Genomic DNA, 14,411 nt, shown 5'->3' with positions numbered 1-14,411 from the left:
GCCCCGTGTCCGACAACCAGTTCGGCCCGCCGCAGCCCGGCTTCGGACCCCCGCCTGCCCAGGACGGTTCGATACCCCCGCAGGACGCGCCCGCCGCGCCCCAGGGCGGCTACGGCCAGCCGACCGTGCCCGCAGCACCCCAGGGCGGCTACGGCCAGCCGGCCGCCCCGCAGCAGGCCTGGGGCGGTGGCGGCGTGCCGCCGCAGGCGTTCCCGCCCGGCACCCCCGGCGGTTACCCGCCCGGTTACCCGGTGGCGCCGAAGAAGTCCCGCAAGGGCCTGTGGATCGGTCTGTCCGTGGTGGCCGCGGTGGTTCTCGGCGGCGCGGGCGTGCTCGGCTACCTGATCTACGACACCGCGGCGGAGACCGGCAAGAACAAGGTCGTCCTGCCGCAGTCCTTCCACGACATGACCAACGACCCGAACGACGCGGACGCCAAGGACCTGGCCAGCGAGCTGCAGAGCGGCATGCAGGCGGAGAAGGACTCGTTCACCAACCCCGAGCCGGTCAGCGCCATCTACCGGTCCTCGGACGAGGAGAAGATGCTGCTGGTGTCCGGCCTGACCGGCCACGTGCTGCTGCCGTCCAAGCAGGTCGACGCGCTGTACAGCAGCCTGCCGGGCGGCGGCGCCACCAACCGCACCGACGTCGACGCGGGCCCGCTCGGCGGCCGGATGTCCTGCGGCAACCTGGAGTTGGGCGGCCAGAACGGCGGCATCTGCGTCTGGGCCGACAGCTCCTCCGTGGTGATGGTCCTGGAGCTCGACATGTCCGCCGAGGACGGCGTCACCAAGGAGAAGGTCATCGCGGACGCCCAGGAGCTGCGCAAGCTCGCTGAGGTCCCCAAGTAGCCTCCGCCGCACGGGACATGAAAGGGCCCCGCACCGTTCACCGGTGCGGGGCCCTTTCGCTGTCGCCGGGTTGACGCCGGGTCAGGCGCTCTTCTCGCGGCGCTCACGCTTGATCATGTCGCGCGGGACCAGGGTCGGGATGGCGTGCTTGGAGACCACGTCCCCGGTGACCACCACGCGGGCGACGTCCTGACGGGACGGCACCTCGTACATCACGGACATCAGCACCTCCTCCATGATGGCCCGCAGACCGCGCGCGCCGGTACCCCGCAGGATCGCCTGGTCGGCGATCGCCTCCAGCGCGTCCCGGGTGAACTCCAGCTCCACGCCGTCGAGTTCGAACAGCTTGCGGTACTGCTTCACCAGCGCGTTCTTCGGCTCGGTGAGGATCTGCAGCAGCGCCTCGCGGTCCAGGTTGTGCACGCTGGTGATGACGGGCAGGCGGCCGATGAACTCCGGGATCATCCCGAACTTCACCAAGTCCTCCGGCATCACCTGACGGAAGTGGTCCGAGGCGTCCAGCTCGCGCTTGGAGCGGATGGTGGCGCCGAAGCCGATGCCCTTGGCACCCGCCCGGCCCTCGATGATCCGCTCCAGGCCGGCGAACGCGCCACCCACGATGAACAGCACGTTGGTGGTGTCGATCTGGATGAACTCCTGGTGCGGGTGCTTGCGGCCCCCCTGCGGCGGCACCGAGGCGGTGGTGCCCTCCAGGATCTTCAGCAGCGCCTGCTGCACGCCCTCGCCGGAGACATCGCGGGTGATCGACGGGTTCTCGCTCTTGCGGGCGACCTTGTCGATCTCGTCGATGTAGATGATTCCGGTCTCGGCCTTCTTGACGTCGTAGTCGGCCGCCTGGATCAGCTTCAGCAGGATGTTCTCGACGTCCTCACCGACGTAGCCGGCCTCGGTCAGCGCGGTGGCGTCCGCGATCGCGAACGGCACGTTCAGCATCCGGGCCAGGGTCTGCGCCAGCAGCGTCTTGCCGGAGCCGGTCGGGCCCAGCAGCAGGATGTTCGACTTGGCCAGCTCGATCGCGTCGTCCCGGCCGGAGCCGGAACGGCCGGCCTCGCCCGCCTGGACGCGCTTGTAGTGGTTGTAGACCGCGACCGACAGCGCCTTCTTGGCGAGGTCCTGGCCGACCACGTACTGGTCCAGGAACTCGTAGATCTCGCGGGGCTTCGGCAGTTCCTCGAAGCGCACCTCGGAGCTCTCGGCGAGCTCCTCCTCGATGATCTCGTTGCACAGGTCGATGCACTCGTCGCAGATGTACACGCCTGGCCCGGCGATCAGCTTCTTCACCTGCTTCTGCGACTTGCCGCAGAACGAGCACTTGAGCAGGTCGCCACCGTCTCCGATGCGTGCCACGAGGTGCTTCCCCTTCGCCAGGGGCCCCGCGGGGGTCGGGGCCTGGTGCTGTGAGACCGGCTGCGCCGTCGGCGGTCGGTCTGGTATCCGACGGTACTCTGCCGAGCCGTTGTTTCCGCCGACTTCGGCCGCTCTGCCCTACGCCCTGGGCGAATTGATACCGAACAGATGCCGTCCCGGGTGCATGACCCGACAGCCATTGTGCCGGGGCGGCGGCCCCGACCGGAACGCCCCGGGGCGGGGCGTACATCACGTACGCGCCGCCCCGGGGCGAGGGTTCAGTCGGTGTACGAGTTCTTCCGGGTCGAGATGATCTGGTCGACCAGGCCGTACTCCAGCGCCTCTTCGGCGGTCAGGATCTTGTCGCGCTCGATGTCCTCGCGGACCTGCTCGACCTCCTTGTTGGAGTGCTTGGCCAGCATGCTCTCCAGCTGCTCGCGCATCCGGAAGATCTCCTTGGCCTGGATCTCCAGGTCCGACACCTGACCGCGGCCGGTCTCGGTGTACGGCTGGTGGATCAGCACCCGGGCGTTCGGCAGCGCCATCCGCTTGCCGGGGGTGCCGGCGGCCAGGATCACCGCGGCGGCCGAGGCGGCCTGGCCCATGCAGACCGTCTGGATGTCGGGCTTCACGAACTGCATGGTGTCGTAGATCGCGGTCAGCGCGGTGAACGAGCCGCCCGGGGAGTTGATGTAGACCGAGATGTCGCGGTCCGGGTCCATCGACTCCAGGCAGATCAGCTGCGCCATGATGTCGTTCGCGGAGACGTCGTCCACCTGCGAGCCGAGGAAGATGATGCGCTCCTCGAACAGCTTGGCGTACGGGTCGTACTCGCGAACGCCCTGCGAGGTGCGCTCGACGAACCGCGGGACGATGTAGCGGCCCTCGGCCCGCATGTCCTCCAGGCGGGCCTTGGCACCGGACAGGCTGGGGATGTTCATGTTCTAAGGTCCTCCGAAGCGTGCGGTCTGGTTTCCGAAACCGGTCAGCCGGCCTGGCCGGCGCCGGTGCCGCCGCCGCCCGGGACGTCCGCGGCGCTGTGCATGATGTCGTCGATCAGGCCGTACGCCTTGGCCTCCTCCGGGGTGAACCAGCGGTCGCGGTCGGAGTCTGCGGTGACCTGCTCGAAGGTCTGCCCACTGTGGTGGGCGATCATCTCCGACATCCGCTTCTTGGTGCGCAGCAGCTGCTCCGCCTGGATCCGGATGTCGGTGGCGGAGCCGCCGAGGCCCGCGGAGGGCTGGTGCATCAGGATGTTGGCGTTCGGCAGCGAGAAGCGCTTGCCCGGGGTGCCCGCGGTCAGCAGGAACTGGCCCATCGACGCGGCCATGCCCATGGCGATGGTCACGACGTCGTTCTTGATGTACTGCATGGTGTCGTAGATCGCCATGCCGGCCGAGATCGAGCCGCCCGGGGAGTTGATGTAGAGAAAGATGTCCTTCTCAGGGTCCGCCGCGAGCAGCAGGAGCTGGGCGGTGATCTTGTTGGCGATGTCGTCGTCGACCTGCTGGCCGAGGAAGATGATGCGCTCGTTGAGCAGCCGGTTGTAGACCTGGTCGCCCAGGCCGCCGCCCACGTCGCCGCCGGCGGCGTGCGGTGCCATCGGGCCAGGCATCTGCATCTGCGGGAACGTCACTTAGCCACCTGCTCAGTCGATCTGCGTGTGTGTCGCTGTCCACCGACCCTAACGCGCAGGCCCCGCCGCTGAATCCCCCACGCAGAACTGTTCGCTGTGAGCGCAGGGTGACTGGGCCCCACGCGAACGGGCCCGGGCACCATGCGGTGCCCGGGCCCGTCCCGGTGCTGCGATCCGCCGGATTCCCGGCGGTTACGAGGCTCAGGCCTCGGTGGTCTCCTCGGCGGCGGCCTCGGTGACAACCTCTTCCTCGTCGTCCTCGAACGAGACGACCTCACCGTTGGTGTCGGTGACCTTGGCGGCCTCGACCACCAGGGCCAGCGCCTTGCCGCGGGCGACCTCGCCGACCAGGAGCTGGACCTGGCCGCCCTGGACGACCTGCTGGGCAAACTGGTCCGGGGTCAGGCCGGAGCCGGCGGCGCGACGGATGAGGTGCTCGGTGAGCTCCTCCTGGTTGACGCCCAGCTCCTCGTTCTTGACGATCTGGTCCAGCACGAACTGGGTCTTGATGCCCTTCTTCGCCTGGTCCTCGGTCTCCTTGTCGAAGTCCTCGCGGGACTTGTCCTGGGAGGCCAGGTAGGTGTCGAGGGTCAGGCCCATCGGCTCCAGCTGGTGGTGCTCCAGGTTGTGCTTGCGGGTGCCGATCTCGTCCGCGAGCAGCTTCTCCGGGTAGTCCATCTCGACCCGGGTCAGCAGCTCGTCGAGGACCTTCTCCTGGGCCTGGGTGGCCTGGTCGAACTCCTTCATCCGCTCAAGGCGCTTGCGGGAGTCCCCACGCAGCTCCTCCAGGGTGTCGAACTCGCTCGCGAGCTGCGCGAACTCGTCGTCCAGCTCCGGGAGTTCCTTCTCCTGGACGGTGGTCACGGTGACGGTGACCTCGGAGTCCTTGCCGACCTGGGTGCCACCCTTGAGGGTGGTGGTGAAGGTCTTGGCCTCGCCGGCGGACAGGCCGATGACGGCCTCGTCGATGCCGTCCAGCAGGCGGCCGGAGCCGATCTCGTAGCTCACGCCGGTGGCGGTGCCGTCCTCCGGCACCTCACCGTCGACCTTGGCCTCCAGGTCGATGACCACGACGTCGCCCTCGGCGGCGGCGCGCTCGACATCCTTCACGGAGCTGAAGCGCTCGCGCAGCTGCTGCAGCGACTTCTCGATGTCCTCGTCGGTGACCTCGACCGGGTCCACCACGACGGCGATCTCGGCGAAGTCCGGCAGGGTGACCTCGGGACGGACGTCGACCTCGGCGGTGAACTTCAGGTCACCGCCGTCGACCAGGTTCTCGACACCGGCGATGTCGGTGATGTCCGGCTGGCCCAGCACGTCGATCTGGCCCTCGTCGACGGCCTGCGTGTAGAAGCGCGGAAGCGCGTCGTTGACGGCCTCCTCCAGCACCGCGCCACGGCCGAAGCGCTGGTCGATGACCCGGTTCGGGATCTTGCCCTTGCGGAAGCCCGGGACGGTGACCTGCTGGTTGATCTTCTTGTACGCCGCGTCGAGGCTGGGCTTGAGCTCCTCGAAGGGCACCTCGACGGTGAGTCGAACCCGGGTCGGGTTCAGAGTCTCGACGGCGCTCTTCACGGTTAGGTCTCCTAGGGGGCTTGCGGTCAGGGCGATAGGCGGTTGGGGCTGCAATGCTGTCCGTACTACCGCCAGCGGTCCATCCTACCGGTACCACGAAAGCGACTGTGCCCGGCACCGGGTGCACGCCGGAGCAGGCCCACCGGGCCCGCGCCCCACAACGACAACAGGGCCCCGCCCACGGACGAGACCCTGCCGCACGGTCGGGGTGACCGGATTCGAACCGACGGCCTTCCGCTCCCAAAGCGGACGCGCTACCAACCTGCGCCACACCCCGTGGTGCCGAGCAGAAGAGTACACGTCGGGCCGCCTCCGGCCGGGGCGATATTCGCGAGCCGACAACGCGGAAGGAGTGTGCAATCCACCGGCTCGACCAGGTACCCTGATCCAGTCCTCGCCACCACGACGCGGTGCGGGTACGCCTTTGCGGGTGTAGCTCAATGGTAGAGCCCCAGTCTTCCAAACTGGTCACGCGAGTTCGATTCTCGTCACCCGCTCCACGCGGCCAACGGCCCCGACTGCCAACGCAGTCGGGGCCGTTGCCGTTCCACGGCGCGGCCGCCGCTTCCTGGACAGCCCGAAGGCCCCGGGCAGCCTGGGTGGCTGCGCGGGGCCTTCGGGGGGTGAGGCGGGGATCAGACGTTGACGCCGTGGGCCGCCAGGTAGGCGACGGGGTCGATGTCGGAGCCGTAGTTCGGGGTGGTGCGGATCTCGAAGTGCAGGTGCGGGCCGGTCACGTTGCCGGTGGCGCCGGAGAGACCGATCTGCTGACCCGCCGTCACGGCCTGGCCGGCCGAGACGGAGATCGAGGACAGGTGGGCGTACTGGGCGTACTTGCCGTCGGCCAGCTTGATGATGACCTGGTTGCCGTAGGCGCCGCCGTTGCCTGCGGAGACCACGGTGCCCGCGGCGACGGCCTTGAGGCTGGTGCCGGTGGCGACCGGGAAGTCGATGCCGGTGTGGTAGCCGGAGGCCCAGTTGGAGCCGGCGACCTTGTAACCGGTGGTGACCTTGCCCGGCGCGGGGGCGACGTAGGTGGCGGACGCGCTGGTGCTCGCGGCGGCCGGGACGGCGGTGACCGCGGTGGCGGCCGGGGCCGGGGGCACGGGCTGGGCCTTGACGGTGCCGGTGGTGGCCGACTTGACGGTGCCGGTGGCGGCCGGCTTGGTGGTGTCGGCCGGCTTGACGGCGGCCTTCGGCGCGGCGGCGGTGTCCGTGGAGGTGGACTTGGCGGCCGGGGCCTTCGCGGGGGCGGCGGCCTGACCGTTGATCGCCAGCTTCTGGCCGGGGAAGATCAGGTCGGGGTTGCCGCCGACCACGGAACGGTTGTCCTGGTACAGCTTCTCCCAGCCGCCGTCGACGTGCTGCGCGGCAGCGATCTTGGACAGGGTGTCGCCGGAGGCGACCCGGTAGCTGTGCGGGGCGGCGGCGTCGGCGACGGGGGTGGCCTCCGCCGTGACCGTGGCCGGGCGGCTGCCGGCCTGGTCGGTGGAGGTGTGCGCGGAGGCGGCGGTGACCGGGAGGCCGATCGCGGCGCCGGCCACACCGGTGGCGATGGCGATCCGGGCGATGGTGGCCAGGCGCGGCTTGCGGTGCTTGCCCTGAGCGGACATGAAGGCGTTCCTCTCCGACGCCTGCGAGGTGAGCTGTCGGGTTCGGGCGAGAGTTGCCCGGCCGCGGAACTGCGGCTTCACCCCGAGCCGTTCCCGGTTGTTCCCGGGCCCGGCGACTTACCTGTGGTTCCCCCGCTCCTGCCGTGGCGTGGTATCTGGTCGGCACCGGACGACGGCAGGACTAGGCGTTCCGTCCGGTGGCCCGCCCGGTCACTGGCCGGGCTGCGGAGGAAGCAAATCCCACGGCCCGTGAGGCTGGCAAACGCCGATCGGCCCCGCTCCCGGGATCGGGAAGGGGCTGACGATCCACCAGGTCACGCTGTGCCGACACCGCCACTGCGGTGCGCGTACGGGATCATGACGGTGCGCGTACGAACCCCGCACGGTGGGCGACTTCGGCCACCGTGCGCGTTCGGGCGCGGACCTGGCGTGACGTCGCGGGTGAGCCTGGTCACCCGCGGGCAGGCCGAATGGACGGCGCGGGGGTGCATCCCGCCCGTCGTGGCGTGCCGCCGGGGAGCCGACAGGCCGTCAGCCCGCGATCGACGCGATGGCCTTGGAGACCGAGGTGAGGAACTGCTGGATCGGGCCGGCCATGGTCGACTGGCTGAGCATGAAGCCGAACAGGGCGGCGACGATGGCGTGCCCGGTCTTCAGCTGCTTGTTGCGAATGAAGATCGCGACGATGATGCCGAACAGGACAAGCGCGGAGACGGAGAAGGCCACCGGGACTCACTTCCTCGATTCATGGCGGGGGTTCGGTGGAAGCCGGCGTTGGCTCCCAGGCGGAAACCGGCCCCTGCCCCCCGTGTCCCCACCACTCCATCCGGACTCAGTGTGGTCTCTCGTGCTGAGTGCGTAAAGGACTTGCCCGGTCGCTCGGTGCCCGAACCCGCCTGGCAGGACTGATTTTCGCCGACCGCGACGATAGCGGACTGGTTCTGACAACCCGTCGGCGGGCGGCGGTCGGTGCTGGCCGGCGCGGCAAACCGGCAGGCAGATCCGGCATCGGCGCCCGGCCCGGGCGGCGTACCGGAATTGGCCGAAGATCATCGCCCGGGTTTGACACTCCGTGGACACTCCGCGCTCACCGAGTCTGCACCTGACGGGAGTTCAGCGGCGCCAGATCAGCAGCACCGCGCGGTCGTCGTTGACGTGCTTGGCGACGGTGTCGATCAGCCGGACCGCGGCGCCGGACCGGACCGCCCCGGGGGCGGTGGCGACCAGCCGGTCGGCCTCGCCCATCAGCCGGTCCATGCCCTCGGTGAGGTCGCGGCCGGGGATCTCCACCATGCCGTCGGTGCACAGCATCAGGAGGTCGCCGGGGCCGAGGGTGCCGCGCACCCCTTCGAACTTGGCCTCGTCGTAGATGCCGAGCAGCGGGCCCTCGGCCTCCTTGACCTCCCAGTACCCGGCCCCGGCGAGGCGGTGCATGCCGGGCAGGTGGCCGGCGGAGAGCAGTTCGTACTCGCCGGTGTCCAGGTCGACCACCAGGTGGACGGCGGTGGCGAAGCCCTCCGCCCAGTCCTGGCGCAGCAGGTAGCCGTTGGCGGCGGGCAGGAAGTCGTGGGCGGGCAGCGAACCGAGCAGGCCGCCGAAGGCGCCGGACAGCAGCAGGGCGCGGCTGCCGGCGTCCATGCCCTTGCCGGAGACGTCGGCGAGGACGGCTTCGAGCATCCGCCCGCCGGGGCCGGTGCGGGCGGCGACCATGAAGTCGCCGGAGAAGGACTGGCCGCCGGCCGGGCGCAGCGCGGTGTCGGTGTGCCAGCCGTCGGGCAGGTGCGGGAAGCGGCCCTGGATCCGGATCCGTTCACGCAGGTCGAACAGCATGGTGGAGCCGCCGCGCCAGGGCACGCCGATCCGGCGGCGGAACTGGGCGACCAGCAGTCCGGCGACGCCGACCGCGCCGACCACCAACGCGGAGCCGGGGGTGACGCCGTGGGTGTAGGCCTCGGGCCGCGCGCTGGCGACGCGTTCGCCGGTGTGCACCAGGGATTCGGTGATCAGTCCGGCGGCGGCGACGGCGTACAGCAGCACCAGGGTGCCGGGGCGCAGCAGCAGCGCGCCGGCCAGCACGGGCAGCACCAGGGCGGTGGGCGGGGCCCAGTCGGGGAGCAGGATGTTCAGGAGCACCAGGACGGGCACGGCGAGGGCGAGGGCGGCGAACGCCCACCAGTCGGCGCCGTCGCCGCGGAAGTAGTCGACGCCGGTGCGGCGCAGCCTGCGTCGGGCCCGGTACAGCGCAGCGCGCAGCCGGGCCGTCACGGGCTCGCGGGACGGTCCGCCGTCCCGGCCCGTCGCTCTGGGGCGCGCACTGCCGGCCATGGGGACCGACCTTATCCACCGCCGGTGCGCGCGTCGACGGCCCGGTGGCACCGAGTGCAACGGGGGTGGCACGCTCCGGCGGGTTTCGGCCGTGCGCCGGATATCGGGTGACGGCATGGGCGCGACAAATCGGTCGCGCGGTTCCGGATCGGGTGGTAGGCAGGGCCTCATGACGATTCGACACCCCGATCTGTCCGTACGGCCGCTGCGCGCCGAGGAGTGGGACACCTGGTACGACGTGCTGGACGTGGCCTTCGGCGGGGCCGGCGAGGCACCCGAGGAGCGGGCGCTGTGGCACGAGTTGACGGAGGTGGAGCGCTCGCTGGCGGTCTGCGAGGGCGAGCGGATCGTCGGCACCGCGTCCGCGTTCAGCTTCCGGCTGGTGGTGCCGGGCGGTGCGGTGGTCCCGGCGGCGGGTGTGACGATGGTGGGCGTGCTGCCCACCCACCGGCGGCGCGGCGCGCTGACCGCCATGATGCGCCGCCAGCTGGACGAGGTGCGCGCGGCCGGGGAGTCGCTGGCGGTGCTGACGGCGTCCGAGCCGGCGATCTACGGGCGGTTCGGCTACGGGCAGGCCACCCGCAAGGCGGTGGTGTCGATGGCCCGCGGCCGGGTGCGGGTGCACACCCCGGAGCGGCGTGGCGATGTGGTGCTGCGGCTGGTCGATCCGGCGGCCGAACTGGCGCGCTGCGAGGAGCTGTACGCCCGTCTCGCCACCGGCCGTCCGGGCATGCTGCTGCGCCGGCCCGGCTGGGAGAAGCTGCCGGTGCTGGACGCGCCTCAGTCCCGCGGGGGCTTTTCCGCGTTGCAGTCGGTGGTGGCGGAGGACCCGGCCACCGGTGAGCTGCTCGGCTACGCCAGGTACGCGGTGAAGAGCGAGTGGAACGAGCGCGGCGCGGCCGGGGTGGTCCGGGTCCGCACGGTGCAGGCGGAGCAGCCCTGGGTGTACGCCCGGCTGTGGGAGTTCCTGCTGGACCTGGACCTGACCGAGCGGGTGGAGGCGTTCAACCTGCCGGCCGACGACCCGCTGCTGCACCTGGTGTCGGACGTCCGGCATCTGACGCCCCGGCTGGTGGACGCCATGTTCGTGCGGCTGGTGGATCTGCCGAAGGCGCTCGAGGCGCGCGGCTGGGCGCAGCCGGTGGACGTGGTGCTGGAGGTCACCGACGCGTTCTGCCCGTGGAACGCGGGCCGTTGGCGGCTGACGGCCGCGCCGGGGAAGCCGGCCTCCTGCGTGCGGACCGACGAGCCGGCCGAACTGGAGCTGGACGTCCGCGAGTTGGGCTCGGCCTACCTGGGCGGCACCTCGCTGGTGGCGCTGGCCGCGGCGGGGCTGGTGCGGGAGCTGCGGCCGGGGGCGCTGGAGCCGGTGTCGGCGGCGTTCCGCTCGGGCCTGGAGCCCTGGCTGCCGCACAGCTTCTGATCAGCCCGCTGGAAGGCGCGCGCCCGCCCGGGACAACTCCCGGGCGGGCGCGGTGCGTTGTGGCCGGATCAGCCCTGCGGGTGGTGGGCCGGGACGGGCGGCAGTTCGCCGGTGGTCTCGTACTCGGAGAGCATCTCGATCCGGCGGGTGTGCCGGGGCTCGCCGCTGTACGGGGTGTTGAGGAAGATCTCGACGAACTTGGTGGCCTCGTCCAGGGTGTGCATCCGGCCGCCGACCGAGATCACGTTGGCGTTGTTGTGCTCGCGGCCGAGGGCGGCGGTCTGCTCGCTCCAGGCCAGCGCGGCGCGGACACCCTTGACCTTGTTGGCGGCGATCGCCTCGCCGTTGCCGGAGCCGCCGATCACCACGCCCAGCGCCTCGGGGTCGGCGGCGGTGCGCTCGGCCGCCCGCAGGCAGAACGGCGGGTAGTCGTCCTCGGCGTCGTAGATGTGCGGGCCGCAGTCGACCGGCTCGTGCCCGGCCTCCTTCAGCCACTCGACGAGGTGGTTCTTCAGTTCGTATCCGGCGTGGTCGGAGCCCAGGTAGACGCGCATGGACACGAGTGTGACATGCCACCGGGCCCGCACCCCGGCAGGGGCGGCGGGCCCGGTGGGGACGGGTTGTCAGCGGCGGCCGAGGAGCTTCCAGGTGAGCGGCAGGGCGCCCATCGCGAGCACCATCTTCAGCGCGTCGCCGATCAGGTACGGGTACATGCCGAGGCTCGCGGCCCTGGCCAGCGGGACGTCCAGGGCGTAAGCCAGGTACGGCACGCCGACCGCGTAGATCACCAGGCTGCCGAGCGCCATCGCACCCGCGGTGTACAACGGGCTGCGGTCGGCGCCGCGGCGGGCCAGCGCGCCGGTGAGGGCGGCGGCCAGCACGAAGCCGATCACGTAGCCGAAGGTGGCCATGCCCGCGCCGGAGGTGCCCTCGGCGAACCAGGGCAGGCCGGCCGCGCCGGCCACCAGGTACAGGCCGAGCGCGGCGGCGCCGCGGCGGGCGCCGAGCGCGGTGCCGACCAGCAGCGCGGCGAAGGTCTGTCCGGTCACCGGCACCGGCGAGCCCGGCACGGGAACGGACAGCTGGGCGGCGATGCCGGTCAGCGCGGCGCCACCGGCCACCAGGGCCAGGTCGCGGGCCCGCGCGCCGATCCGGGTGGACGCCTGCGGCAGCAGGTCGGCGAGGACGGCGGTGGACGGTATCGACGCGGCGATGGCCATGGCTGCTCCCGGGTTTCCGATGGATTGATCACCAGTGAACCTAGCCGCGCCGGAGCTCGGCCGCCGCGTCGGGGCACGACAAAGCCGACCGGGCCGGGCTTGTCGGGTCCGGCCTGTGACCAAGCCCTCACCGAGTGCACACGGTGGCGTGGTCGTCACGGTCCGTCGGAAAGGCGTCCGGATGCCGGTCCCGATTGGGGCGTCCACGCCATATGCCGAATAGTGGACAGATCCCGCCGAAATGGTCGGGCTGTCGCACAGTCTGGAAATCCCCCCGCATGACCCGTACTCCCACCTCAGCCCGCGCGTCCGCCAGGCCGGACGCCGTCGGCGCTGCCGAGGACGCCGGCCTGGCCCACGGACTCAAGCAGCGCCACCTGTCGATGATCGCGCTCGGTGGAGTGATCGGGGCCGGCCTCTTCGTCGGCTCCGGCGCAGGGATCGCCGCCGCCGGGCCCGCCGTGGTACTCGCCTTCGCCGCCTCCGGGCTGCTGGTGATGCTGGTCATGCGGATGCTCGGCGAGATGTCCGCCGCCCGCCCCGCCTCCGGCTCGTTCTCGGTGCACGCCGAGCGCGAGATCGGCCCGTGGGCCGGGTTCACCGCCGGCTGGCTGTTCTGGGTGCTGCTGTGTGTCGGTGTCGCCGTGGAGGCGATCGGCGCGGCCGGCATCGTCTCCGGCTGGCTGCCCGGCGTCCCGTCCTGGATCTGGGTCGCCGTCTTCATGTCCTTCTTCTGCGTCACCAACCTGGCCGCCGTCCGCAACTTCGGCGAGTTCGAGTTCTGGTTCGCCGCGGTCAAGGTGCTCGCGATCAGCGCCTTCCTGGTGATCGGCGTCCTGGCCGTGCTCGGCCTGCTGCCCGGCACCTCCTCCCCCGGCACCTCCAACCTGACCGGTCACCACGGCTTCCTGCCGCACGGCACCGCCGGACTGGTCACCGGACTGCTGGCCTCGGTCTTCGCGTACGGCGGGCTGGAGACCGTCACCATCGCCGCCGCCGAGTCGGAGAACCCCCGGCGCAGCGTGGCCCTCGCGGTGCGCACCGCGATGTGGCGGATCGCCCTGTTCTACGTCGGTTCGATGGCGGTGATCGTCACCCTGGTGCCGTGGGACGACCCGTCCGTGGTCCGGCCCGGCCCCTACGTCGCCGTGCTGCACACCCTCGGCATCCCGGGGGCCGCGGAGCTGATGAACGTGGTGGTGCTGATAGCGCTGCTCTCCGCGATGAACGCCAACATCTACGGCTCCTCCCGGATGGCGCACTCGCTGATCGCCCGCGGCCACGGCCCGCGCGCGCTGGCCCGCGTCTCCGGCGGCGTGCCGCGGCGCGCCGTGCTGGCGTCCTGCGGGTTCGGGTTCCTCGCCGTGCTGCTGTCCTACTGGTGGCCGGAGACGGTCTTCTCCTGGCTGCTGAACATGGTCGGCGCGGCCGTCCTGGTGGTGTGGGCCTTCATCGCCGTCGCCCAGCTGCGGATGCGCCGGAAGCTGCCGGCGGCGCAGCTCCCCGTCCGGATGTGGGCGTTCCCGTACCTGACGTACGCGGCGCTGGCCGCGATCGCGGTGGTCCTGGTGCTGATGACGCTGGACTCCGCGAACCGCATCCAGCTGTACTTCACCGCCGGCCTGACGGTCGTACTGGCCGTCGTCGGCCACCTGCGCAGCCGTCGGGCGGCACCGGCGGCCTGACGCGCACAGAAGCCCCCGCATCGGATGCGGGGGCTTCTGCGGGTGCGGGCTACTCGAACGACGGCCCCGCGGTGCGGGTGCGCTTGATCTCGTAGAAGCCGGGCGTGGAGGCGACCAGCAGCGTGCCGTCCCAGAGCCGGGCGGCCGCCTCGCCGCGCGGGGTCGGGGTGACGACGGGGCCGAAGAAGGCGATCCGGTCGCCGTCCGGGCCGTCCACGGCGATCACCGGGGTGCCGACGTCCTCGCCGACCAGGCCGATGCCCGCCGCGTGCGAGGCGCGCAGCTTCTCGTCGTAGGCGTCCGTGTCGGCGGCGTCCGCGAGCTCGGCGGGCAGCCCGGCGGCGGTGAGTGCGGCGACCACGGTCTCCCGGGTGTTGGGCAGGCCCTGGTTGTGGAAGCGGGTGCCGAGCTCGGTGTAGAGCCGGCCGAGCACCTCCTCGCCGTGCGCCTCAGCAGCGGCGATCAGTACCCGCACCGGGCCCCAGCCGGCGGCCAGCAGCTCGCGGTACTGCTCGGGCAGGTCCTCGCGGTTCTCGTTGAGGACGGACAGGCTCATCACGTGCCAGCGGGTGTCCACGGGGCGGAGCTGTTCGACCTCCAGCATCCAGCGGGACGTCATCCAGGCCCACGGGCAGATCGGGTCGAACCAGAAGTCGGCGGTCTTGCGAGTGTCAGCGGTGCTCACGGGCGGCGTCCTCGGTGTCGGCGATCGAGA

13 protein-coding genes, 2 tRNA genes and 1 riboswitch are annotated in these 14,411 nt (G+C 71.3%); of the genes, 4 read left to right on the top strand and 11 right to left on the bottom strand.

The genetic code is table 11. The features are described 5' to 3' along the window. The first annotated feature begins 5 nt into the window (after positions 1-5). Positions 6-851, top strand: a complete 846-nt coding sequence (locus ACZ6R9_RS20520; RefSeq protein ID WP_380483395.1) for a hypothetical protein — start codon at positions 6-8, stop codon at positions 849-851. A gap of 81 nt (positions 852-932) precedes the next feature. Here the strand turns inward: ACZ6R9_RS20520 and clpX are convergent, their stop codons facing one another. The 5 genes from clpX to ACZ6R9_RS20495 all read right to left on the bottom strand — a co-directional run bounded on the left by clpX (position 933) and on the right by ACZ6R9_RS20495 (position 5,707). Then, a complete protein-coding gene (gene clpX, locus ACZ6R9_RS20515; RefSeq protein WP_073812376.1) occupies positions 933-2,219 on the bottom strand; it encodes an ATP-dependent Clp protease ATP-binding subunit ClpX in 1,287 nt (428 codons plus the stop codon). 278 nt (positions 2,220-2,497) lie between these two features. Further along, a complete protein-coding gene (locus ACZ6R9_RS20510) occupies positions 2,498-3,160 on the bottom strand; it encodes an ATP-dependent Clp protease proteolytic subunit (protein ID WP_380483397.1) in 663 nt (220 codons plus the stop codon). Positions 3,161-3,204: 44 nt separating this feature from the next. Next, entirely contained in the window at positions 3,205-3,834 is a 630-nt protein-coding gene (locus ACZ6R9_RS20505) for an ATP-dependent Clp protease proteolytic subunit (protein WP_465539759.1), read from the bottom strand. A gap of 222 nt (positions 3,835-4,056) precedes the next feature. Continuing rightward, a complete protein-coding gene (tig, locus tag ACZ6R9_RS20500) occupies positions 4,057-5,430 on the bottom strand; it encodes a trigger factor (RefSeq protein WP_380483399.1) in 1,374 nt (457 codons plus the stop codon). 203 nt (positions 5,431-5,633) lie between these two features. Then, positions 5,634-5,707, bottom strand: a tRNA-Pro gene (locus ACZ6R9_RS20495). 149 nt (positions 5,708-5,856) lie between these two features. On the opposite strand from ACZ6R9_RS20495, the gene ACZ6R9_RS20490 reads away from it, so the two are divergent. Further along, positions 5,857-5,930: transfer RNA gene (locus ACZ6R9_RS20490), tRNA-Gly, on the top strand. A 135-nt stretch (positions 5,931-6,065) separates the two neighbouring features. On the opposite strand, the gene ACZ6R9_RS20485 is transcribed toward ACZ6R9_RS20490, so the two are convergent. The 3 genes from ACZ6R9_RS20485 to ACZ6R9_RS20475 all read right to left on the bottom strand — a co-directional run bounded on the left by ACZ6R9_RS20485 (position 6,066) and on the right by ACZ6R9_RS20475 (position 9,368). Next, positions 6,066-7,043, bottom strand: a complete 978-nt coding sequence (locus ACZ6R9_RS20485; RefSeq protein WP_465539449.1) for a M23 family metallopeptidase — start codon at positions 7,041-7,043, stop codon at positions 6,066-6,068. Positions 7,044-7,048: 5 nt separating this feature from the next. Further along, a riboswitch (cyclic di-AMP (ydaO/yuaA leader) is annotated at positions 7,049-7,202 on the bottom strand. A gap of 372 nt (positions 7,203-7,574) precedes the next feature. Then, positions 7,575-7,769, bottom strand: a complete 195-nt coding sequence (locus ACZ6R9_RS20480) for a hypothetical protein (protein WP_035862776.1) — start codon at positions 7,767-7,769, stop codon at positions 7,575-7,577. A gap of 387 nt (positions 7,770-8,156) precedes the next feature. Continuing rightward, positions 8,157-9,368, bottom strand: a complete 1,212-nt coding sequence (locus ACZ6R9_RS20475) for a PP2C family protein-serine/threonine phosphatase (RefSeq protein WP_380483403.1) — start codon at positions 9,366-9,368, stop codon at positions 8,157-8,159. Between the two features lie 169 nt (positions 9,369-9,537). On the opposite strand from ACZ6R9_RS20475, the gene ACZ6R9_RS20470 reads away from it, so the two are divergent. Next, entirely contained in the window at positions 9,538-10,791 is a 1,254-nt protein-coding gene (locus ACZ6R9_RS20470; RefSeq protein ID WP_465539446.1) for a GNAT family N-acetyltransferase, read from the top strand. 68 nt (positions 10,792-10,859) lie between these two features. On the opposite strand, the gene ACZ6R9_RS20465 is transcribed toward ACZ6R9_RS20470, so the two are convergent. Together ACZ6R9_RS20465 and ACZ6R9_RS20460 are read right to left on the bottom strand one after the other, a co-directional pair. Further along, positions 10,860-11,345 carry a ribose-5-phosphate isomerase gene (locus ACZ6R9_RS20465; RefSeq protein ID WP_043913997.1) on the bottom strand — a complete coding sequence of 162 codons (486 nt, stop codon included), beginning with the start codon at positions 11,343-11,345 and terminating at the stop codon, positions 10,860-10,862. A gap of 69 nt (positions 11,346-11,414) precedes the next feature. Next, positions 11,415-12,011 carry a biotin transporter BioY gene (locus ACZ6R9_RS20460; protein ID WP_465539444.1) on the bottom strand — a complete coding sequence of 199 codons (597 nt, stop codon included), beginning with the start codon at positions 12,009-12,011 and terminating at the stop codon, positions 11,415-11,417. Positions 12,012-12,289: 278 nt separating this feature from the next. Here ACZ6R9_RS20460 and ACZ6R9_RS20455 point away from each other — a divergent pair, with 278 nt between their 5' ends. Then, complete coding sequence (locus ACZ6R9_RS20455; protein WP_465539442.1) at positions 12,290-13,696, top strand: amino acid permease; 1,407 nt, start codon at positions 12,290-12,292, stop codon at positions 13,694-13,696. Positions 13,697-13,745: 49 nt separating this feature from the next. Here ACZ6R9_RS20455 and ACZ6R9_RS20450 read toward each other — a convergent pair whose 3' ends face one another. Continuing rightward, positions 13,746-14,381, bottom strand: a complete 636-nt coding sequence (locus ACZ6R9_RS20450) for a mycothiol-dependent nitroreductase Rv2466c family protein (protein WP_465539440.1) — start codon at positions 14,379-14,381, stop codon at positions 13,746-13,748. Positions 14,382-14,411: the final 30 nt, after the last annotated feature.

The sequence above is a fragment of the Kitasatospora sp. NPDC048662 genome, assembly GCF_055587065.1.
This window is presented reverse-complemented; position numbering and strand designations above follow the sequence as displayed.